This window comes from Candidatus Neomarinimicrobiota bacterium, assembly GCA_021734025.1.
Classification (GTDB): Bacteria; Fidelibacterota; JAANXI01; order JAANXI01; family JAANXI01; genus JAANXI01.
Genome location: JAIPJS010000004.1, coordinates 58,401 through 74,310, shown reverse-complemented (window position 1 = coordinate 74,310; position 15,910 = coordinate 58,401). Strand labels below are relative to the sequence as shown.

The 15,910-nt window shown below is 50.5% G+C and carries 13 protein-coding genes; 5 read left to right on the top strand and 8 right to left on the bottom strand.

What is annotated here, in order from left to right; translation table 11 throughout:
- Positions 1-212: 212 nt before the first annotated feature.
- The 4 genes from rhaM (at position 213) to K9N57_06045 (ending at position 5,616) form a co-directional block, all read left to right on the top strand.
- Positions 213-527 (top strand): L-rhamnose mutarotase, encoded by a 315-nt coding sequence (gene rhaM / locus K9N57_06060; GenBank protein ID MCF7803733.1) that lies wholly within the window; start codon positions 213-215, stop codon positions 525-527.
- A gap of 593 nt (positions 528-1,120) precedes the next feature.
- Positions 1,121-2,398, top strand: coding sequence for a SpoIIE family protein phosphatase (locus K9N57_06055; GenBank protein ID MCF7803732.1), 1,278 nt, complete (start codon positions 1,121-1,123; stop codon positions 2,396-2,398).
- Complete coding sequence (locus K9N57_06050; protein ID MCF7803731.1) at positions 2,395-4,659, top strand: protein kinase; 2,265 nt, start codon at positions 2,395-2,397, stop codon at positions 4,657-4,659. Before K9N57_06055 ends, K9N57_06050 begins: the two co-directional genes overlap by 4 nt.
- A 96-nt stretch (positions 4,660-4,755) precedes the next feature.
- Positions 4,756-5,616: an ARMT1-like domain-containing protein gene (locus K9N57_06045; protein MCF7803730.1), complete on the top strand. Its 861-nt coding sequence runs from the start codon at positions 4,756-4,758 to the stop codon at positions 5,614-5,616.
- Between the two features lie 1,053 nt (positions 5,617-6,669).
- Here K9N57_06045 and K9N57_06040 read toward each other — a convergent pair.
- On the bottom strand, positions 6,670-7,209 hold the full coding sequence (locus K9N57_06040; protein MCF7803729.1) for a DUF4416 family protein: 540 nt from the start codon (positions 7,207-7,209) through the stop codon (positions 6,670-6,672).
- Positions 7,206-8,582: a radical SAM protein gene (locus K9N57_06035; GenBank protein MCF7803728.1), complete on the bottom strand. Its 1,377-nt coding sequence runs from the start codon at positions 8,580-8,582 to the stop codon at positions 7,206-7,208. The genes K9N57_06040 and K9N57_06035 overlap by 4 nt, the downstream gene beginning before the upstream one ends.
- A gap of 362 nt (positions 8,583-8,944) precedes the next feature.
- On the opposite strand from K9N57_06035, the gene K9N57_06030 reads away from it, so the two are divergent.
- Positions 8,945-9,562, top strand: coding sequence for a DUF502 domain-containing protein (locus K9N57_06030; protein MCF7803727.1), 618 nt, complete (start codon positions 8,945-8,947; stop codon positions 9,560-9,562).
- Between the two features lie 93 nt (positions 9,563-9,655).
- Here K9N57_06030 and tnpA read toward each other — a convergent pair whose 3' ends face one another.
- From tnpA to K9N57_06000, 6 genes are all read right to left on the bottom strand, one after another.
- Positions 9,656-10,060: an IS200/IS605 family transposase gene (tnpA, locus tag K9N57_06025; GenBank protein MCF7803726.1), complete on the bottom strand. Its 405-nt coding sequence runs from the start codon at positions 10,058-10,060 to the stop codon at positions 9,656-9,658.
- A gap of 274 nt (positions 10,061-10,334) precedes the next feature.
- Complete coding sequence (locus tag K9N57_06020; GenBank protein ID MCF7803725.1) at positions 10,335-11,174, bottom strand: phosphatase PAP2 family protein; 840 nt, start codon at positions 11,172-11,174, stop codon at positions 10,335-10,337.
- Between the two features lie 189 nt (positions 11,175-11,363).
- Positions 11,364-11,879: a methylated-DNA--[protein]-cysteine S-methyltransferase gene (locus K9N57_06015; protein MCF7803724.1), complete on the bottom strand. Its 516-nt coding sequence runs from the start codon at positions 11,877-11,879 to the stop codon at positions 11,364-11,366.
- 435 nt (positions 11,880-12,314) lie between these two features.
- Positions 12,315-13,244 (bottom strand): hypothetical protein, encoded by a 930-nt coding sequence (locus K9N57_06010; protein ID MCF7803723.1) that lies wholly within the window; start codon positions 13,242-13,244, stop codon positions 12,315-12,317.
- Between the two features lie 52 nt (positions 13,245-13,296).
- On the bottom strand, positions 13,297-14,202 hold the full coding sequence (locus K9N57_06005; GenBank protein ID MCF7803722.1) for an EamA family transporter: 906 nt from the start codon (positions 14,200-14,202) through the stop codon (positions 13,297-13,299).
- A 378-nt stretch (positions 14,203-14,580) separates the two neighbouring features.
- Positions 14,581-15,861 (bottom strand): adenylosuccinate synthase, encoded by a 1,281-nt coding sequence (locus K9N57_06000; protein ID MCF7803721.1) that lies wholly within the window; start codon positions 15,859-15,861, stop codon positions 14,581-14,583.
- Positions 15,862-15,910: the final 49 nt, after the last annotated feature.

Here is a 15,910-nt window from a genome sequence, read left to right as displayed (position 1 = left end):
TCCCGACTGAGCGGAGCGAACGGAGGGATCTCGTAAAGGCACGTTCAGGAGTGAATTGACCAGATCCTTCCCCACGGGGATCCCGTTGGGACGGCTCTCCCGCCAAGGGGGATCGCTCAGGATGTTTGGATTATTCAATCTCTGTCAATAGCACCTGTATTTTTGTAAAATAATGGTGCCGACCAATTGCTCTTATAACCCTGGAGGCGACTATGCAACGCCAAGCATTTAAGATGAAACTCAAATCTGGCTGCAAGGAAGAATACGAAAAACGCCACGCGGCGATCTGGCCGGAGCTGAAACAACTGCTTAAAGACGCCGGTATCAGCGACTATTCCATCTTTCTGGATGAAGAGACCAACATTTTATTCGCCGTCCAAAAAGTGTCCGGAGATCAGGGATCACAGGATCTTGGCGAAACGGAAGTCGTGCAGAAGTGGTGGGATTTTATGGCGGATATTATGGAGACGAATCCTGACAATTCCCCGGTGACCGTTCCGCTGGAGGAAGTGTTCCATATGGACTGAATTCTGAGATATAGACTATGAACATAGCATGGGTAATTTGTATCGGACCCTCCATTATTGCGGTGTAGAAACGTAGTTTGGAAGCAGTGTGAAAATTAAGATACAAGGAAAAATTAAACGGTTGGCATAAGATTGCTCTCCCAGTAGAGACGTTCCATGGAACGTCTCTACATGCAATAATATCAATAAGTTAAAATATGTGTTTCCGGACAGTAATTTTTAAAACTCGTGAGAAAAAAACTCTTAAATTGGCATTCTCACACGCCATCCTTGCTACGTCTCTACCTGAAAATTCCAAAGTTAATCCGGTGTGAACAATTTTATCCCGATGTGTGACCACGTGGGTGTATGGTTTTCTGGGCGGGATTCCGCCCAGACTCCGCCTAATGGCGGAGTCAAAGCAGGAACCCTGGCTGTAAAGCCGGGGAGCTCCTTATCAACAATTAGTACCGTAGGGTTCATAGAAATCTAATTCATATTGCATGCAGTTGAGACCTTTTCTATTATTAAGTTCACTCAGAGATTATTTTTATCAGGTACGCTGGCTTGTACGGGGTATTCAGGTGAAATGACGGGAAGAAACGGATTCGATAGTGAATAACCAGACCGAAATTCAACAGCTCCGCGCGGCCGTCCAGGAACTGGGCGTCCTGAACGACATCGCCACTGCCATCAGCTCGGTAAATGAACTGGACGAGGTCATCGAACTCATCGTCCTGAAGTGTGTGAAGCATTTCCAGGTGGAGCAGGGAGCGGTGATGTTGCTGGACGATGAAGATAAGGACAAACCGTTCCAGACCATGATCCGGCAGGCGGATGCCTCTGCGGAGTCCATGCCGTATCACCTGGGCGTGCAGCTTTCGGGCTGGATGATCCAAAATCAACAACCGCTGTTGGTCAACGATTTCGAGAGCGACAGCCGGTTCGTCAGCCGGCAGCATGACGAGTTTCCTATCCGGTCGATACTCGGTGTACCGTTACGGTTACAGGGCGAGATGATGGGGATCCTCATTATCTTCAATAAACAGGGTGAAGAAGGATTCACCAAGGAAGATCAGCGGCTGCTCTCTATCATTGCGGCGCAGTCTGCGCAGGTGATTGAGAACGCCCGCCTCTACGAAGAGGAGCAGGAGCTGATACGCATGGAAGAAGATCTCCGGGTGGCGCGGGATATCCAGGTGAATCTGCTGCCGAAATCCAATCCGGACATCCCCGGATACGACATCGCGGGGATAAGTATCCCAGCGAAAAAAGTCGGCGGCGATTATTACGATTTTATCCGGATAAACGAGCATCGCTGGGCGTTCTGTCTGGGAGATATTTCCGGCAAGGGTATTCCGGCTTCACTGCTCATGGCCAACCTCCAGGCGACGCTCCGGAGCCAGACACTGTTTGGCCATTCCTGCAAAGAATGCCTGGAACGCTCCAACTTACTCCTGTATCGCAGCACGGATCTCCAAAAATTTGCGACACTGTTTTACGTTATCCTGGATGCGGAAAAAAATCACATTGAATATTCCAAGGCGGGACACGAACCGCCCTTTTTAATCTCTGGGAATTTGCAGGTGCGGCGGTTAAACACCGGCGGGACAATCCTGGGTTTCCGGGAGGACGCCACCTACGAGGAGGAGATGCTCGACTTTGCGCCTGGCGATTCGCTGGTGATCTACTCCGATGGCATTACCGACGCCATGAATGAGGAGGAAGAGCACTTCGGCGAAGATCGGTTCGAGGAAGCGCTGAAAAAGCACCATACGAAATCCGCTGAGGAACTCATCGAGGTTGTTATTGAGTCTATTCAAAAATTTGTGGGAGATGCCCCCCAATTGGATGACATGACCCTGCTGGTCATCAGGCGTGAAAAGACATGATAGGTGAAGTCGTCTCCCATTATCGTATCCTCCAAAACGTCGGCGGAGGCGGTATGGGCGTGGTGTATCGCGCCAGAGATACCAAACTGGAGCGGGACGTCGCCCTGAAGTTTCTGCCGCCTCAGCTCACCAAAGATGCCGAGGCCAAGGATCGCCTGATCCACGAGGCGCGGGCGGCCTCGTCGCTGGATCACCCGAATATTTGCACCATCCATGAAATTGATGAAACTGAAAGCGGTCAGCTGTTCATCTGTATGGCGCACTATGAAGGCAAAACGCTGAAGGAAATCCTTGGAGAGAATCCTTTAAAGATTGAAAACGCCGTGGATATTGCCATGCAGATTGGCCGGGGACTGGCGAAGGCGCATAAGCAGGGGATCGTCCACAGAGACGTGAAGCCGGCCAATATCATCGTCACCCCGGAAGGCGTGGCCAAAATTGTGGACTTTGGTCTGGCGAAGGTTGCGGAGGATTCCCTCGCTCAGAAAGCCGGAATCATGGGCACCGCGGCCTATATGGCGCCGGAGCAGATTACCGGCGACAAGGGGGACGGCCGGACGGATATCTGGGCGCTGGGCGCGATCCTGTACGAAATGTTGACCGGTGATGTCCCGTTTCAGGGCGTTTACGAGCAGGCGATGATGTACTCCATTCTGAATACCGATCCGGAACCGGTCGGGACACTCCGGCCGGAAATCCCCGGGGAGCTCGCGCGGGTTATTGAAACTGCCCTGCAGAAAAATCCCGGGCGCCGATACCAGCAGATGGAAGATCTGCTGAACGATCTCTGGTCGCTGACCCAGCAGTTTGAACTGTCAGTTAATAAAAAGAAACAAATACAGGGGATCGATGCGCCGGTGGCGCTGGCAATTATGCCGTTTTTTAACATGAGCATGGAGCCGGAGAAAGAGTATCTCTGCGAAGGGTTCAGTCAGGATATCAGAGATACCCTGTCGCGAATTGCTGGACTGACGGTTACCCCGCACAGCATCGTGCTGGACGCCCGGGAGAAGCACGAGGACATCCGGGATCTTGGTAAAGAGCTGAAGGCCGAAGCTCTATTGGAAGGGGCTGTACGCCAGACAGATGACCGACTGAAAATCACGACTCAACTGATCAACGTGCTCGACGGAAACCATCTCTGGGCGGAACGATATGACCGTCCTCTGGAGGAAATCCTCGAAATCAAGGAGGAGATCTGCCTGGCCATCCTTGAGCAGCTGGGCGTAGAGATCGACGGCAGGGAAAAGCAAAAAGTCACCCGGCCTCCGACCACCTCGATTCAAGCGTACGATGCATATCTCAATGGGAAATACCAGAGCCACCTGTACCTGAAAGAGGCGCTGTTTGAAAGCGTCTACCATTTTCAATACGCGGTGAAGGAAGATCCCGACTTCGTTGAGGCCCATACTGCGCTGGCAAAATCCATGTTTTGGCTGGGGACCGGAGATTTTGATATTCCGCCCGGTGAAATACTACCGGATGCTGAGGAAGCGGTGAACACAGCACTGGAGCGAAACAAGCATTCGGCCAATGCCCAGGCCGTTCTCGCGGCTATTCAGCATCGGTATCGCAATAACTGGTCGGAAGCCGAGATGCGATACAAACAGTCGCTGGAGATTGAGCCGGGACTGGCTTTTGCCATGCACAATTATGCTATGTTGCTGATCTGTTTTAAACGCCGGGACGAGGCGCTGGAATATGCCCAGGCTGTCCGGGAGCGTCATCCCCGCACCGTCCTGGCAAATATTGTGGCAGGAAAGGCGCACTTTTACCGACGGGAATATCAGGAGGCGGTACGACGCTTTGCAGATGCGGCTACCGCCAACCCTAAACTTCCGACTGTACATGTCTACCATGGATACGCCAGTGCGCAGGTCGGCGAGTACTACCAGGCACTGCAGTCGTTTGATCAGGCGATGAAACTGTCGCCAAACTCCGCATTTTGCGCCATCGGCAAGGCATTTGGCCTGGCGGTGACCGGAGAGGAGGATTCTTCACTGGGAATACTTGATGAATTGCAGAAGAGGCCGGATACCGATTTCGTCTCCGGCGTCGGACTTGCCCGGATTTACTGTGCACTGGAACGCAGGGAAGAATCGCTGGCAAACCTTCAAAAGGCGGTGGATGAAAACGATCCCTGGCTGCCGTTTGTCGCCGTTGATCCCCTGCTCCGGAATCTCCACGGGACATCCGTATTCGACCAATTCTTACGGGAACACCTGCCGGAGTTTTCAACCGCGCTCACCGCAGAAAAATAACACCCCTATTTTCTGCCGGTGAATGGCAATTGATTCTGCCCGGCGCAACGTCTAAATTTTCCAAAGATTAATTCACAGAAAAGAGAAAGCCCGCCTATGAAGACCCACGTTGACTGTTTCCCCTGTATCATCAATCAGACACTGGAAGCCGCCCAGAAAAATCAGATACCGGATGGCAAGAAGAAGGAGGTCGTCTACAACGTGCTGGAGATGCTCCGGGAGCTGCCGGACGATATCACCCCGCCGGAGGTGAGCCATCGCATGCACCGGATGATCGGCGACTCGCTGGGCAACGATGATCCATATCAGAAGGCGCGGAGTGAAGCCAACGTGACGGCCATGGACATCATCCCCGGCATTCGCAAGAAGATCAAGCGGTCGAGCAACCCATTGGAAACTGCAATACGATACGCCATCGCGGGACAGGTTTTTGACGGTGAGACCGGCGACGGGAAAGCGGATATCCACCGGGAATTGGAGTATGCTCCCAAGGCCGAATTCGGCATCAATCATTTGAATAAGCTGACCGGGGCACTGTACGACGCAGATCGCGTCGTTTATCTTGCGAACGCCGCCGGAGAACTCGCCTTCGACCGGCTGCTCATTGAAGTGCTGCGGGATATGTTTACCGCCGAAATCGTACTGGTGGTGCGGAAAGAGCCGGTGCTCACCAACGCCACCCTGGACGATGCCGCGTTCGTTGGCGTAGAGCCGCTGGTCAATCTCGTAGCCAACAGAAGCGATGCGCCGGTCACCATATTCGAGGATGCCGGCTCAGGCGTCAAACAGCAGCTCAGCGACGCCGATGTCGTCATCGCTAAGGGACAGACCCATTACGAATCCCTAAACAACGAAGACCTGAATATTTTCTTCCTGTTTCAGGTGAATTGTCCGGTGATCAGCAAGGAGCTGGATGCGGAGTTGCATCAGTATGTTGTTCTTCATCCTGGAGGATGAAAACAGTGTTACGGTGTTATCGTTTTATAGTTAACACCGTCCTCCGTCCGGAGTTCTCGGTCTTAGGTCTGCAACGTCTCACCTGTTGGTAGTCCCCTCTTTAGAGGGTTTTGTGGTTTATTCGATAATTTACAAATTTGCAAAATATAGCATTTACCTCGCAATGAGATTGCGAGGCTTTTCCGGCAGTAATGGTGCAGATATGTTTTATTTCGCCTATGAATCTGATTCAAAGGTTCCCATTGTTATTCTTTCGCCCATTCGGGGCTTTTATCTTTCTGGATCTCAGAACTTCATCCTGGAGGATGAAAAACGTGTTACGGTGTTCAGGTGTTTCCCAAAGGGATCCCTCCGGGGCGGGTATTCAAGTAGCGCACACATCGGTTTCTCTTAATCGTAATCTTACTCCTAATCTTAATCGCTTTCCTTCACGCGGAGAAGACTGAAGGCACAACCAACGCGATTTACCATACTTCTATCTTCTTCATTTTTCATAAAAACAGCACCGCTAAAGCGGTTACTACCAACAGGGTTATGACGAACGAACTCGTTGGTAGTTCCCTCTTTAGAGGATTTTGTGGTTTATTCGATAATTTAAAAAATTGCACAACATAGCATTTACCTCGCAATGAGATTGCCAGGCTCATTTAAACCCTGGATTCACCGCGGTGTATTATCAGTTCAATATTGATAAAGTTTCCCGACCCCAGCAAGTGACCAACTTGCTCTACAAACCCTCATCTTCTCATACACTATACCCAATACTCTATTGCAGTTTGCTCTTTTCCGGCCTCCGGTTTCCAGTCTCCCGTCTCCGGTTTTTTTACTCAGTCCGCAGTACGTAATACCTCTCATTTCTTAGGATTCCCCTCGCTTAAATCCGCTTCACGACTTTTAAGCGAGAGAGCATACTCATACCTTCTACCCTAAACCACAAACCACCAACAACGAGCCACTAACAGTTTTTTCTCTTCTCCCTTCTCCTTTCTGCATTCTCATTCTTCTGTCAAGAACCTGCTAAAGCAGGGACTACCAACCGGTCTTTCAAATACCTTATACCTGATTACCTAACAACCCCCGCAGCACTTTCCGCGCTTTCGTCCAGAATTCAAATGCAAACTCCGTCTGGTAATCCTGAAAAGTCCACGGGACGGGATGGAATTCCTTATGGCGAAACTGGAGGGTGACCTCCGCGTAGATGTCGTCCCGGATATAGATCCGGTGGGCAAATCCCTTGGTACTGAATAGTATGAGTTTTGAAAGCGTAAGATAGCCGGGATCGATGTTGACGGGGCGGTTCATATCGTACTTTTCCGCGAATTCCGATTCCAGTTGAATGGTGCGACGCTTCCACTGCTCGGAGCCTTCCACTTCCTTCAACGCCGGAACGTAGTAAAACCATTTCCGGATGTCCGGTCCCATCTCTTCATTGTAGTAATCCGTAAAATCCTGGACGGAAAACTCGTCGAACAACACAGGTTCCTGACCAAAAAATTCTTCGAGGGATCTTGTGACTTTTTCGACAGGCACCTCCGGGACGGCCATGACGGCCCCCACAGGCAGGACTTCTCTGGGGATACGTGATTTGGTCATCGGGTCGCTGTCAGTTCCTGGTTTTTCCGTCTGGCGTACTGTCGGATAGCATCGTAATCGTCGTATGACAACCCGTTGCCCCGGAGCGGGTAAATGGTGTTGTTCAGCAGCAACGGATCGGTCTCCGGATCAAGATCGTGGTTTTCTACAGCACGCTGGAAATCCACCGTGCCGGGGATCGGCGTGAAACTCGCCAGGCTCACGTGCGCACCGGCTTCGTGTACAAAGTCGATGGAATTGTAGACCTCTTCGCCTGACTGCCCGGGCAGGCCCATAAGGGTATACACCTCCACATGTTCCCTGGGAAATCCGGCGGCGTCCAGGTAATCCATGGCGCGGAGGAAGGTGTCGTTTGTGACTTTATTGTTCATATCCTTGCGGCGTCCTTCGTTGGAAGTCTCGAAACTCAGCCGGACGGTTTTGAAATTTGCCTCTACTAGTTTGTCTGCCAGCTGTTGGTCGATCATTTTGGCGAACAATCCGTTCGGCGTATGGAAGCGCAGATGATTTGCGTGCTCGATAATATAGTCCAGGATGACCTCGATGTGCTTCCGTTTTTTCACGAACAGGGCGTCGTCGTAGAAGACCACCTCTTTGGTATTGTGCTGCTCCGTGTGATACAGAATTTCGTCGATGACGGTCTCCGGCCGGCGCTGGAAGAATTTGTCGTTCAGTTCGTGCGTCGCACAGAAGGTGCAGCGATACGGGCATCCTCTGGCTGTCAGCGTAACAATTGCGGTGGGATCAGGATACAGATCCCAGGGAAGTTTAGGATCGCCCTCAGCATCGCCGGGATCGTATTCTGCCTCTATACCAAAATAGTCGTCCAGCCATTTGACGGCAGATTCTTCACCATATCCGGAGACCACGTGATTGACTTCGCTCATTGTTTGGGCGTGGGAATAACAGAGCGTGGCGTAGACGCCGCCCAATAGAATCGGGACATCCGGAAATTTTGATTTTACTCGCGCGATCACCGCTTCCACGCCTTTGTACCAATATGTCATCACCGAGGTGATTAAAACGGCGTCCGGTGGTTCGACGCGGTCGAGTTCGCGCTGAAACACCTCCTCGGTATAGCCGTACCGGGCAAAGTAGCGCGGCACCCACTCCAGGATTTCCGGCTTGTCCACAATCTCCCGGTGGAAGTTGCCGCGTCCGTCCGGCTTCCGGTCTCCGGAGCTCTCGATTTTACGCATGTCCGGATGATTCCGATCCAGACAGTCGATGAGCTGGATGTTGTAGCCGTTCCGCCTCAGTGAGGCTCCGACGTAGAGTAATCCCAGCGGCTTAATCCAGAGATCGTATGCCGCGAAGTCGTATATCCACGAGTTGATGAGCAGTATGTTCTTGGAGGCGCGGGTTTTTATCATTGGAAGGTAAATCTATTGGTGGATGGTTGGGAATACAAGTTTGGAGTGTTCAACACCAGTGTCAAAGTGTTCTCGTATTACAGTGTTACAGTTGCGTGTTCACTTAATCTTAGTCATCCCAAGGGATCCCTGCGGGATACTCTTAATTTCGTTTGTTTTTAGAAGTGCGTTGTTTTTTATCTTCGTGTTTCTTGGCGTATCTTCGCGGCTAATTTATTCTGTTTTTTGTTTTTCTCTGTGTTCTTCGCATGTCAGCGGAGAATCTTTACTCTCAAACGAAATCACTACCATTTCCCCGATTCGTTCTTAAATTTCGTTGTCCCTGAATTGGGTAATTTAATGTCAAAATTGAGTGGCACGACATGAACAGAGTCTGGGCGAGTATCCGCAATAAATTGCTGACTGGGTTATTGGTCCTGGGGCCGCTGGGGCTCACCGCTCTGGTGCTGCGATGGATCTTTAACTTCTTCGATGGCTTTCTGGGCCCGTATCTCAGGCACTATGTGGAGTGGTATGTTCCGGGCATGGGCATTATTTTAACCGTCGCCGCCGTCTATCTCATCGGGTTATTGGCGTCCAATTTTATTGGCAAGAAATCGCTCCAGGTACTGGAACGGGTTTTGGCCCGGATTCCGCTGGTGAAAAATGTGTATTCCACGGCGAAGAGCATCTTCCAGGCCTTTTCTTTGCAGGGGAAGTCCAGCTTTAAAAAAGTCGTCTTAATCCAATACCCTCGGAAGGGCCTCTGGACGCTGGCGTTCGTGACCGGTACTACGACCGGCGATGACGGGGAGGAGTATCATTCCATGTTCGTACCGTCCACGCCGAATCCCACCACCGGCTATGTCATTTTTATCAAAAAGTCCGAGGCCATCGATACCCGATTCACCGTGGAACAGGGACTGAAACTCCTCATCTCCGGCGGTATGATCCTGCCGGAGGAGATGTCCCTGGGCGATCTTCCGGAGGAGACGGAGTAGCTCACTACGGAGTTCTTTTGTTTGTGCCTCGCAATGAGATTGCGAGGCTTTCAATCTCGTCAGCCCTGGAATTTTACTCCAGGAAGAGACCGGTTACACCTCCCAATCTGATTTCAGCGTCCCGGTTTTATGATGGTGTTTCTGTCTTTCTATATAGTTGGCTACCGCTTTAAGATTTTGCTTCGATACAGTGAATGCTCCATACCCTCTCTGCCAGTAGAGATAACCGTCAATGTCTTGGTTTTTGTTAATATATGTCGCAGAACTGGCTTTGATTTTCCGGATAAATTCAGAAACTAACTTGTTTGGAGGAATGGAGATTAAAATATGAACATGGTTTTCTGTCCCGTTAATTCGAAGAAGATTGCCTTCCGATTCGTCGACCCGTCGTCTGATATAAGGATAAACAATTGATTCCATTGTACGGTCCAAATACGGTTCATTGTCCTTTGTATGCCAGACCAAATGATAAAACAGTTCAGTTCGGTTATTACTCATACAACGCCTCCTGACCTATGTTCGAATCGCAAGAATGTATCCGTTTACGGGCATGATTTTGGTCTATCTATTGAGCCTTTGAATCTCATTCAAAGGCGATTGTCACGATACTTTTTCCGCCTCGCAATGAAATTGCGAGGCTATTCATCGGGTAAAAGCCTTGGAATTTCATTTCAAGGCGACTTTTTTACATAGGCGTGGCATATCCTCGTAATAAGATTGCAAGGCTACTCATTGGTAAACAGCCTTGGAATTTCATTCCAAGGCGTATTAATTATTTTCCATGTTTAGATAATCCAACCTGCACAAAAATCCATGGCGCGGCCAAACTGATCCAGAGTCCGATAGCCGCGTATCTCGCTGCGCGATACACGTAAAAATCCGGCAACCCCGTTTTCAATCCGATATACAGTATTACAATTCCAGAGATTCCCAGGAGGATTTTTCCCAGTTGATGCCCAAAGCGGTTTTCCGGCACCATGCCCACAAATCGATGCTCTAACAGGAGGCCCGCCAGCATCCCCATAGCCAGCCCGCCGACCGTGCCGCCCAGCGCTGTCGTGGTAAAACTCATAAACGTTACGCAAAGCACAACAATCATTATGATGGTGGAGAGCAGGGGGCTCCGCCAACCGGATTCCATTTTTGGGGCAAAAATATAAAATATCCAAAGCCAGAGACCACCAATAGCCAGGCCGGCCAGGACATCACCGGGATAATGGACGCCGAGATATAAGCGGCTAATAGCGATGCCACCAATAAGCACTCCCAGCGATATCCTGAGCCAGCGCTTCTCCGTAAGCAGTGCGAAATAGCCCCAGAGCACAATGGCGCCCTGGGCATGTCCGCTCGGGAGCCCGAAGCCCTCGGCGTGTACCAGATGCACCGCTTCCGGCGGCCTCGGTAATCCGAAGGCATTTTTTAGCAGCGCGTTAATAGCAAAGGAGATAAGCAGGAGGAATGTCAATCGCTGCATGTCATGTTTTCGCCACGTCCAAAATGCGATGGGAAGGAGGAGCACAAAAAACTCCTCGTTCCCGAGAAAGGTCAGCGACTTAAAAAGCACATCCAAAATCGGATTGCGGAACGATTGCAGAAATTGAATTATATCCATAGGTGTTTGAAAAAGTTAGCGCGTGTATGCCACTGATATAATACCAGGAGGCGGTGTAGACCATTTCACCTAACGCGTTGGGTAAATATTTAATGCTCAATAATTTATACCTGTTGGGCAGTGGTATAAAGTTATCTTGTTGTGTCCTTAGCGCTTTCTCTGCGTTCTTTGCGGCTCAGCGGTAATCTCCTATTTTTCGTTTTTGTACTCCACACCCTCCAACTCCAGCAGCGCCCGTTTCACGTCCAACCCACCGCCGTAGCCGCCGAGTTTACCGTTGGCAGCCAGGACGCGATGACAAGGAACAATAACCGAAACCGGATTTTTGCCACAGGCACTTCCTACGGCGCGGGCGGCGTTCGGTTTGTCTATGATTCCGGCAATTTCCCCGTAGGAGAGCGTTTCGCCGTATGGGACCGAAGCGATCACGTTCCAGACCTTCTGCTGGAATTCCGTGCCGTGAAAAGCGTACCCGATGTCAAAATCCGTACGTTTACCGGCGAAATATTCGGCGAGCTCCGCCTCGACGCGGTTGAGAAAGGGCGAGTCCTGTTGGTAGGTATCCGGATCATGCTGCTCAAGTTTCTCCTGGATAATTTCATCAGGCAGTTCGGCGTTGGACATGTTGACTTCGATGAGTTTTCCATCCTCCTCCACTAATACCATTGGATGGACTGGTGTGTCAATCCGTGTCCAGAATATCATGATGTGTCCTTTCGTTCAATATTATGAGCAAGTCAATTGTGAGTTGCTCATTCTATATTTTCGTAATTTTAACAATCTATAAATAATATATCTTTACCCCTTTTGTCTTGATACGCTTGTGTGGAAAACCTGGACACCAAAAGGGGTAGAAAAAATCAAGAAAACTTCGAACTCACACATTTAATAATTCGGATTATCTTTCATAATGATTTGTACAAACGTATTTATCATTACCGGTTCCTCCTAGAGTGCTCAGACACGAAGTTTTCATTTGCAGCATGGCACTTCCTCCCCTCAGATGGCCTCGATTTTTTGGCACTTTAAGTGTGCAGGGGTTCCGCACAAGCGGAACAAGCCAAAAATGCTCCAAAATTTAAAAGGCCATCGTTTGAATTCACACTTATCTTAAGAAAGTCCGTTCATCCTTGGACACGCTCAGGGTGACGAACGTGATGTTTCTAATAACCCCGCAGAGAACGCGTTCCAAATATACGTGGTCGCCAGTCCGCGATATCCGGCAAAACGATCCATGTATTCCCGGGTCGCTTTCTCGGAAAGCTGCTCCTCGCTGCCGGTGAGCTGAGTCACGGCGTTCCGCAGACCGATATCGGCGCTGGGTGCGTGATCAAATCGCCGGTAGCCGATGAGCATAACGTATTCCGCAGTCCACTGTCCGATGCCCCGGATCGCCAGGAGCCGTTCCATGATTTCATCATCCTCCAGTGAGTGCCAGGATTCCGGATCAATTTCGCCAGCCGTAATCTGCCGCGCAATGTCGATAATATACCGGGATTTGGAGCCACTGATCTGGAGCGGACGTAATTCCTCATAGTCGAGCGCCGCCATTTGTTCCGGTGTGGGGAAAAGCCAGGACGTCCCGGCGTCCGAGCAGATTTCGGTACCGTATTTTTTTATCAACCGGGTCTCAAGAGTGCAGGCGAATGTCACATTGAGTTGCTGCTCCAGGATGGCGGTTGCCATACCTTCGAAAACCGACGGTTTGGCGATGGGTTTTGCTCCGCGGAATTCTTGGATGATTTTTTGCATGGGATCGTCGGCGGAAACAGTGTCGTACCACCCCTCCAGATCGAGATCCAGGTTCAGAATGTGCCTGATCTGTCTGGCGATCAGTGATTCCGAAACCGATTCTTTGCTATAGATATCTATGGTAAGTGTCTCCCCGACGTTTTCGGAAATCGCAGCCTGAACCGGACCGCTATCCGTAGAGAATCCGCGGATTAATTTATCCTCCGCGATACGTTCCGTCACATCCAGCGGATACTGGTCAATATCCCTGAGAAGTAACCGAAAATCGTACGGCTCTACGGGCTGGATATCTGTGGAAAACTGGTAGGGAAGTTTCAAAATTCCTATCGGTTCTTTTCCAATGATTGCATTAATAATTCCACGCGGAATCTCATGGTTGAGCCGGCATTTTCCTGATTATGCGAAGATATTTTTTATAATCGGCCAAAATGATTCCGATGAAAACGATGCCGGTGCCAATGAAGACCCTGAGACTCAGCGTTTCATCAAGAATGAGCCAGCCCACAAAGATTGCAACGATAGGCGATAGAAATGTAATGAAGCTGAGTTTGACCACCCTGACGTGGTTCATCAGCCAAAAATAGACCGAAAATGTAACCGCGGAGCCGAACAAGCCGAGATATACAATCGAACCGATGGTCATCCAGTCGGGCCGAAAAAATCGCGCCGGCTCAAACCGGCTGAACAGGAGCAGGAGGAGTGAGCCAACCATCATGCCGTACGCGGTTGTTTGAAAGTGATAAATTTCTTTGGAATACCGTTTTCCCCAGACCGATGCGAAGCCGGAACACGCGCTACTCCCCAGCACGGCCAGCATTCCCAGCGTAAACATGCTGGAAAAGTTGAATTCTCCCTCGCTGAAGATCAGCAGCACTCCAAGGAATCCGATAACGGATCCGAGTCCCTGTTCAAATCGAAATCGCTCCTCGGCGATCATCAGGTGTGCGTAGAGGATCACCCAAAACGGCATTGCGCTGAACAGAATTGAGGCTAAACTACTGGGGATATATTGCTCTCCCCAGTAGACCAATCCATAAGGGAGCGAAAACATAAATACCCCAAAGATCAAAATGTGTCTGATTTGAGACCTGGTTCGCGGTAATCGTTCGCCGCGCATCCGGGCGAGAATCCAGAGTGCGGTGCCGGCAACTAAAAATCTGAGTCCCGCACCGTACAGCGGAGAGATGCCGTTTAATCCAACTTTAATTACCAGCCAGGTTGTGCCCCAAATAATCGTAATCAGGATTATGAGGAGAATTGTTTTCAGTCGACCCATAGTTGGCAAAAGATACCCATTCACGTTAAACGCGACAATTACTTTTCCGGCAGGATGAGGAAGAAACCTCAAATAGGTAATTTAATTTTCTGGAACTCAAAAAATTGCGTATAGTATACACTTGAACAGCGAAAAAATATTACACACACAGTAAGTCGCAAAAGCTGTACCCTCAACGACACCCCCATAAAGGGCCCGGTCCTCCCCTCCGGGCCCTTTTGTCTTTTACATCAAAATATTCCCGGAGAAGTGGTTTGCGAGCTGGTAATGTCACTTACCGGTAAATTCTCGACGAGATGAAATTTTCGGGGGTACCTAAGCAGATGTTCGGAAAGCCGAACCCAAAATATATTATGAGTTAAGGAGCCTGTGCAGGGTTCAGGCCGGAGAGAATGATTCGTTCTGAACCAGTTGTGAGCGTTCAGGTCCGGTGGATACCATGGAAATTGGAGTCCCCATCAGATTTTCAATAGACTGGAGATAGTGCCGCAGCGATTCCGGGAATTCGGCAAAGGAGTTCGCGGCAGAGATATCCGAGTTCCAGCCTGCATACGTGGAATAATGCGGGATCGCGTCTTCCAGTTTTTGGACGTTAAGATAGGACGATTCCTGCTCGTAACTCTCGGCCACCGGAATTTCAGCAAAGGATTCTAGCACATCCGCCTTCGTAATGCAGATGTCGGTAAAGCCGTTGATGTCTGCGCTATATTTCCCCAGCACGCCGTCGAACCATCCGCAGCGACGCGGTCGACCTGTGGTCGCACCGTACTCGCCTCCGGCCTCGCGCAGTTTGTCAGCTGCCTCTTCTGCGGTGAGTTCCGTGGGAAACGGTCCTTCGCCAACCCGGGTACAGTATGCTTTGAAAATGCCCGTACTCCGCGTGACGGCAGCCGGCGGTACTCCAAGCCCCACGGAGACGCCAGCCGTGCCGGGATGAGACGAGGTGACATACGGATAGGATCCATAGTCCAAATCCAGCATAACGCCCTGTGCACCTTCGCCAATTATGTATTTATCCGCTGCAAGCGCATCTAATAATTCCGCTGACACATCGGTGATAAGCGGCTTCACTACATCTCTGGCCTGCATGAGTTGGCCCATGAACTCGTCAGAGTTCATGGCATCCTTGCCATAGATTCCGGTGATTGATTTGTTTGCGAATTCAAGGTGTTCCAGAACGGCCGTTCTGAACTCGTCCGCATCCAGCATCAGGTGAGCGGGAATCCCGATCCGGGCATGGCGATCGGAATAGGTCGGGCCGATGCCCCGGCGGGTCGTCCCGATGAATTGCACGTCATCCGCATCTTCGGAAATGCCATCCAGTGCCCGGTGAACCGGGAGTACCAGATGAGCGTTATATGCTACGCCGATCTGATTGGAACAGTTCAAACCTCGATCCTGCAGCTCGCGGATTTCCCGGGTCAACTCAATGGGATCGATAACCATACCGGTCCCCAGCAGGCACCGAGTGGACGGTCGGAGAATTCCACTCGGAATTTGGTGCAGGATAAATTTTTCCTCACCGATATATACCGTATGACCGGCGTTCGCTCCGCCTTGATATCGTGCGACGATGTCGGCATCTTTGCTGAAATGATCAACAATTTTTCCCTTGCCTTCGTCGCCCCATTGACCTCCGACAATGACGTGAATACCCATACCAATTCCTTTTGTACGTAAAAAAAGCCCCGATATTTCGGGGCTTCAG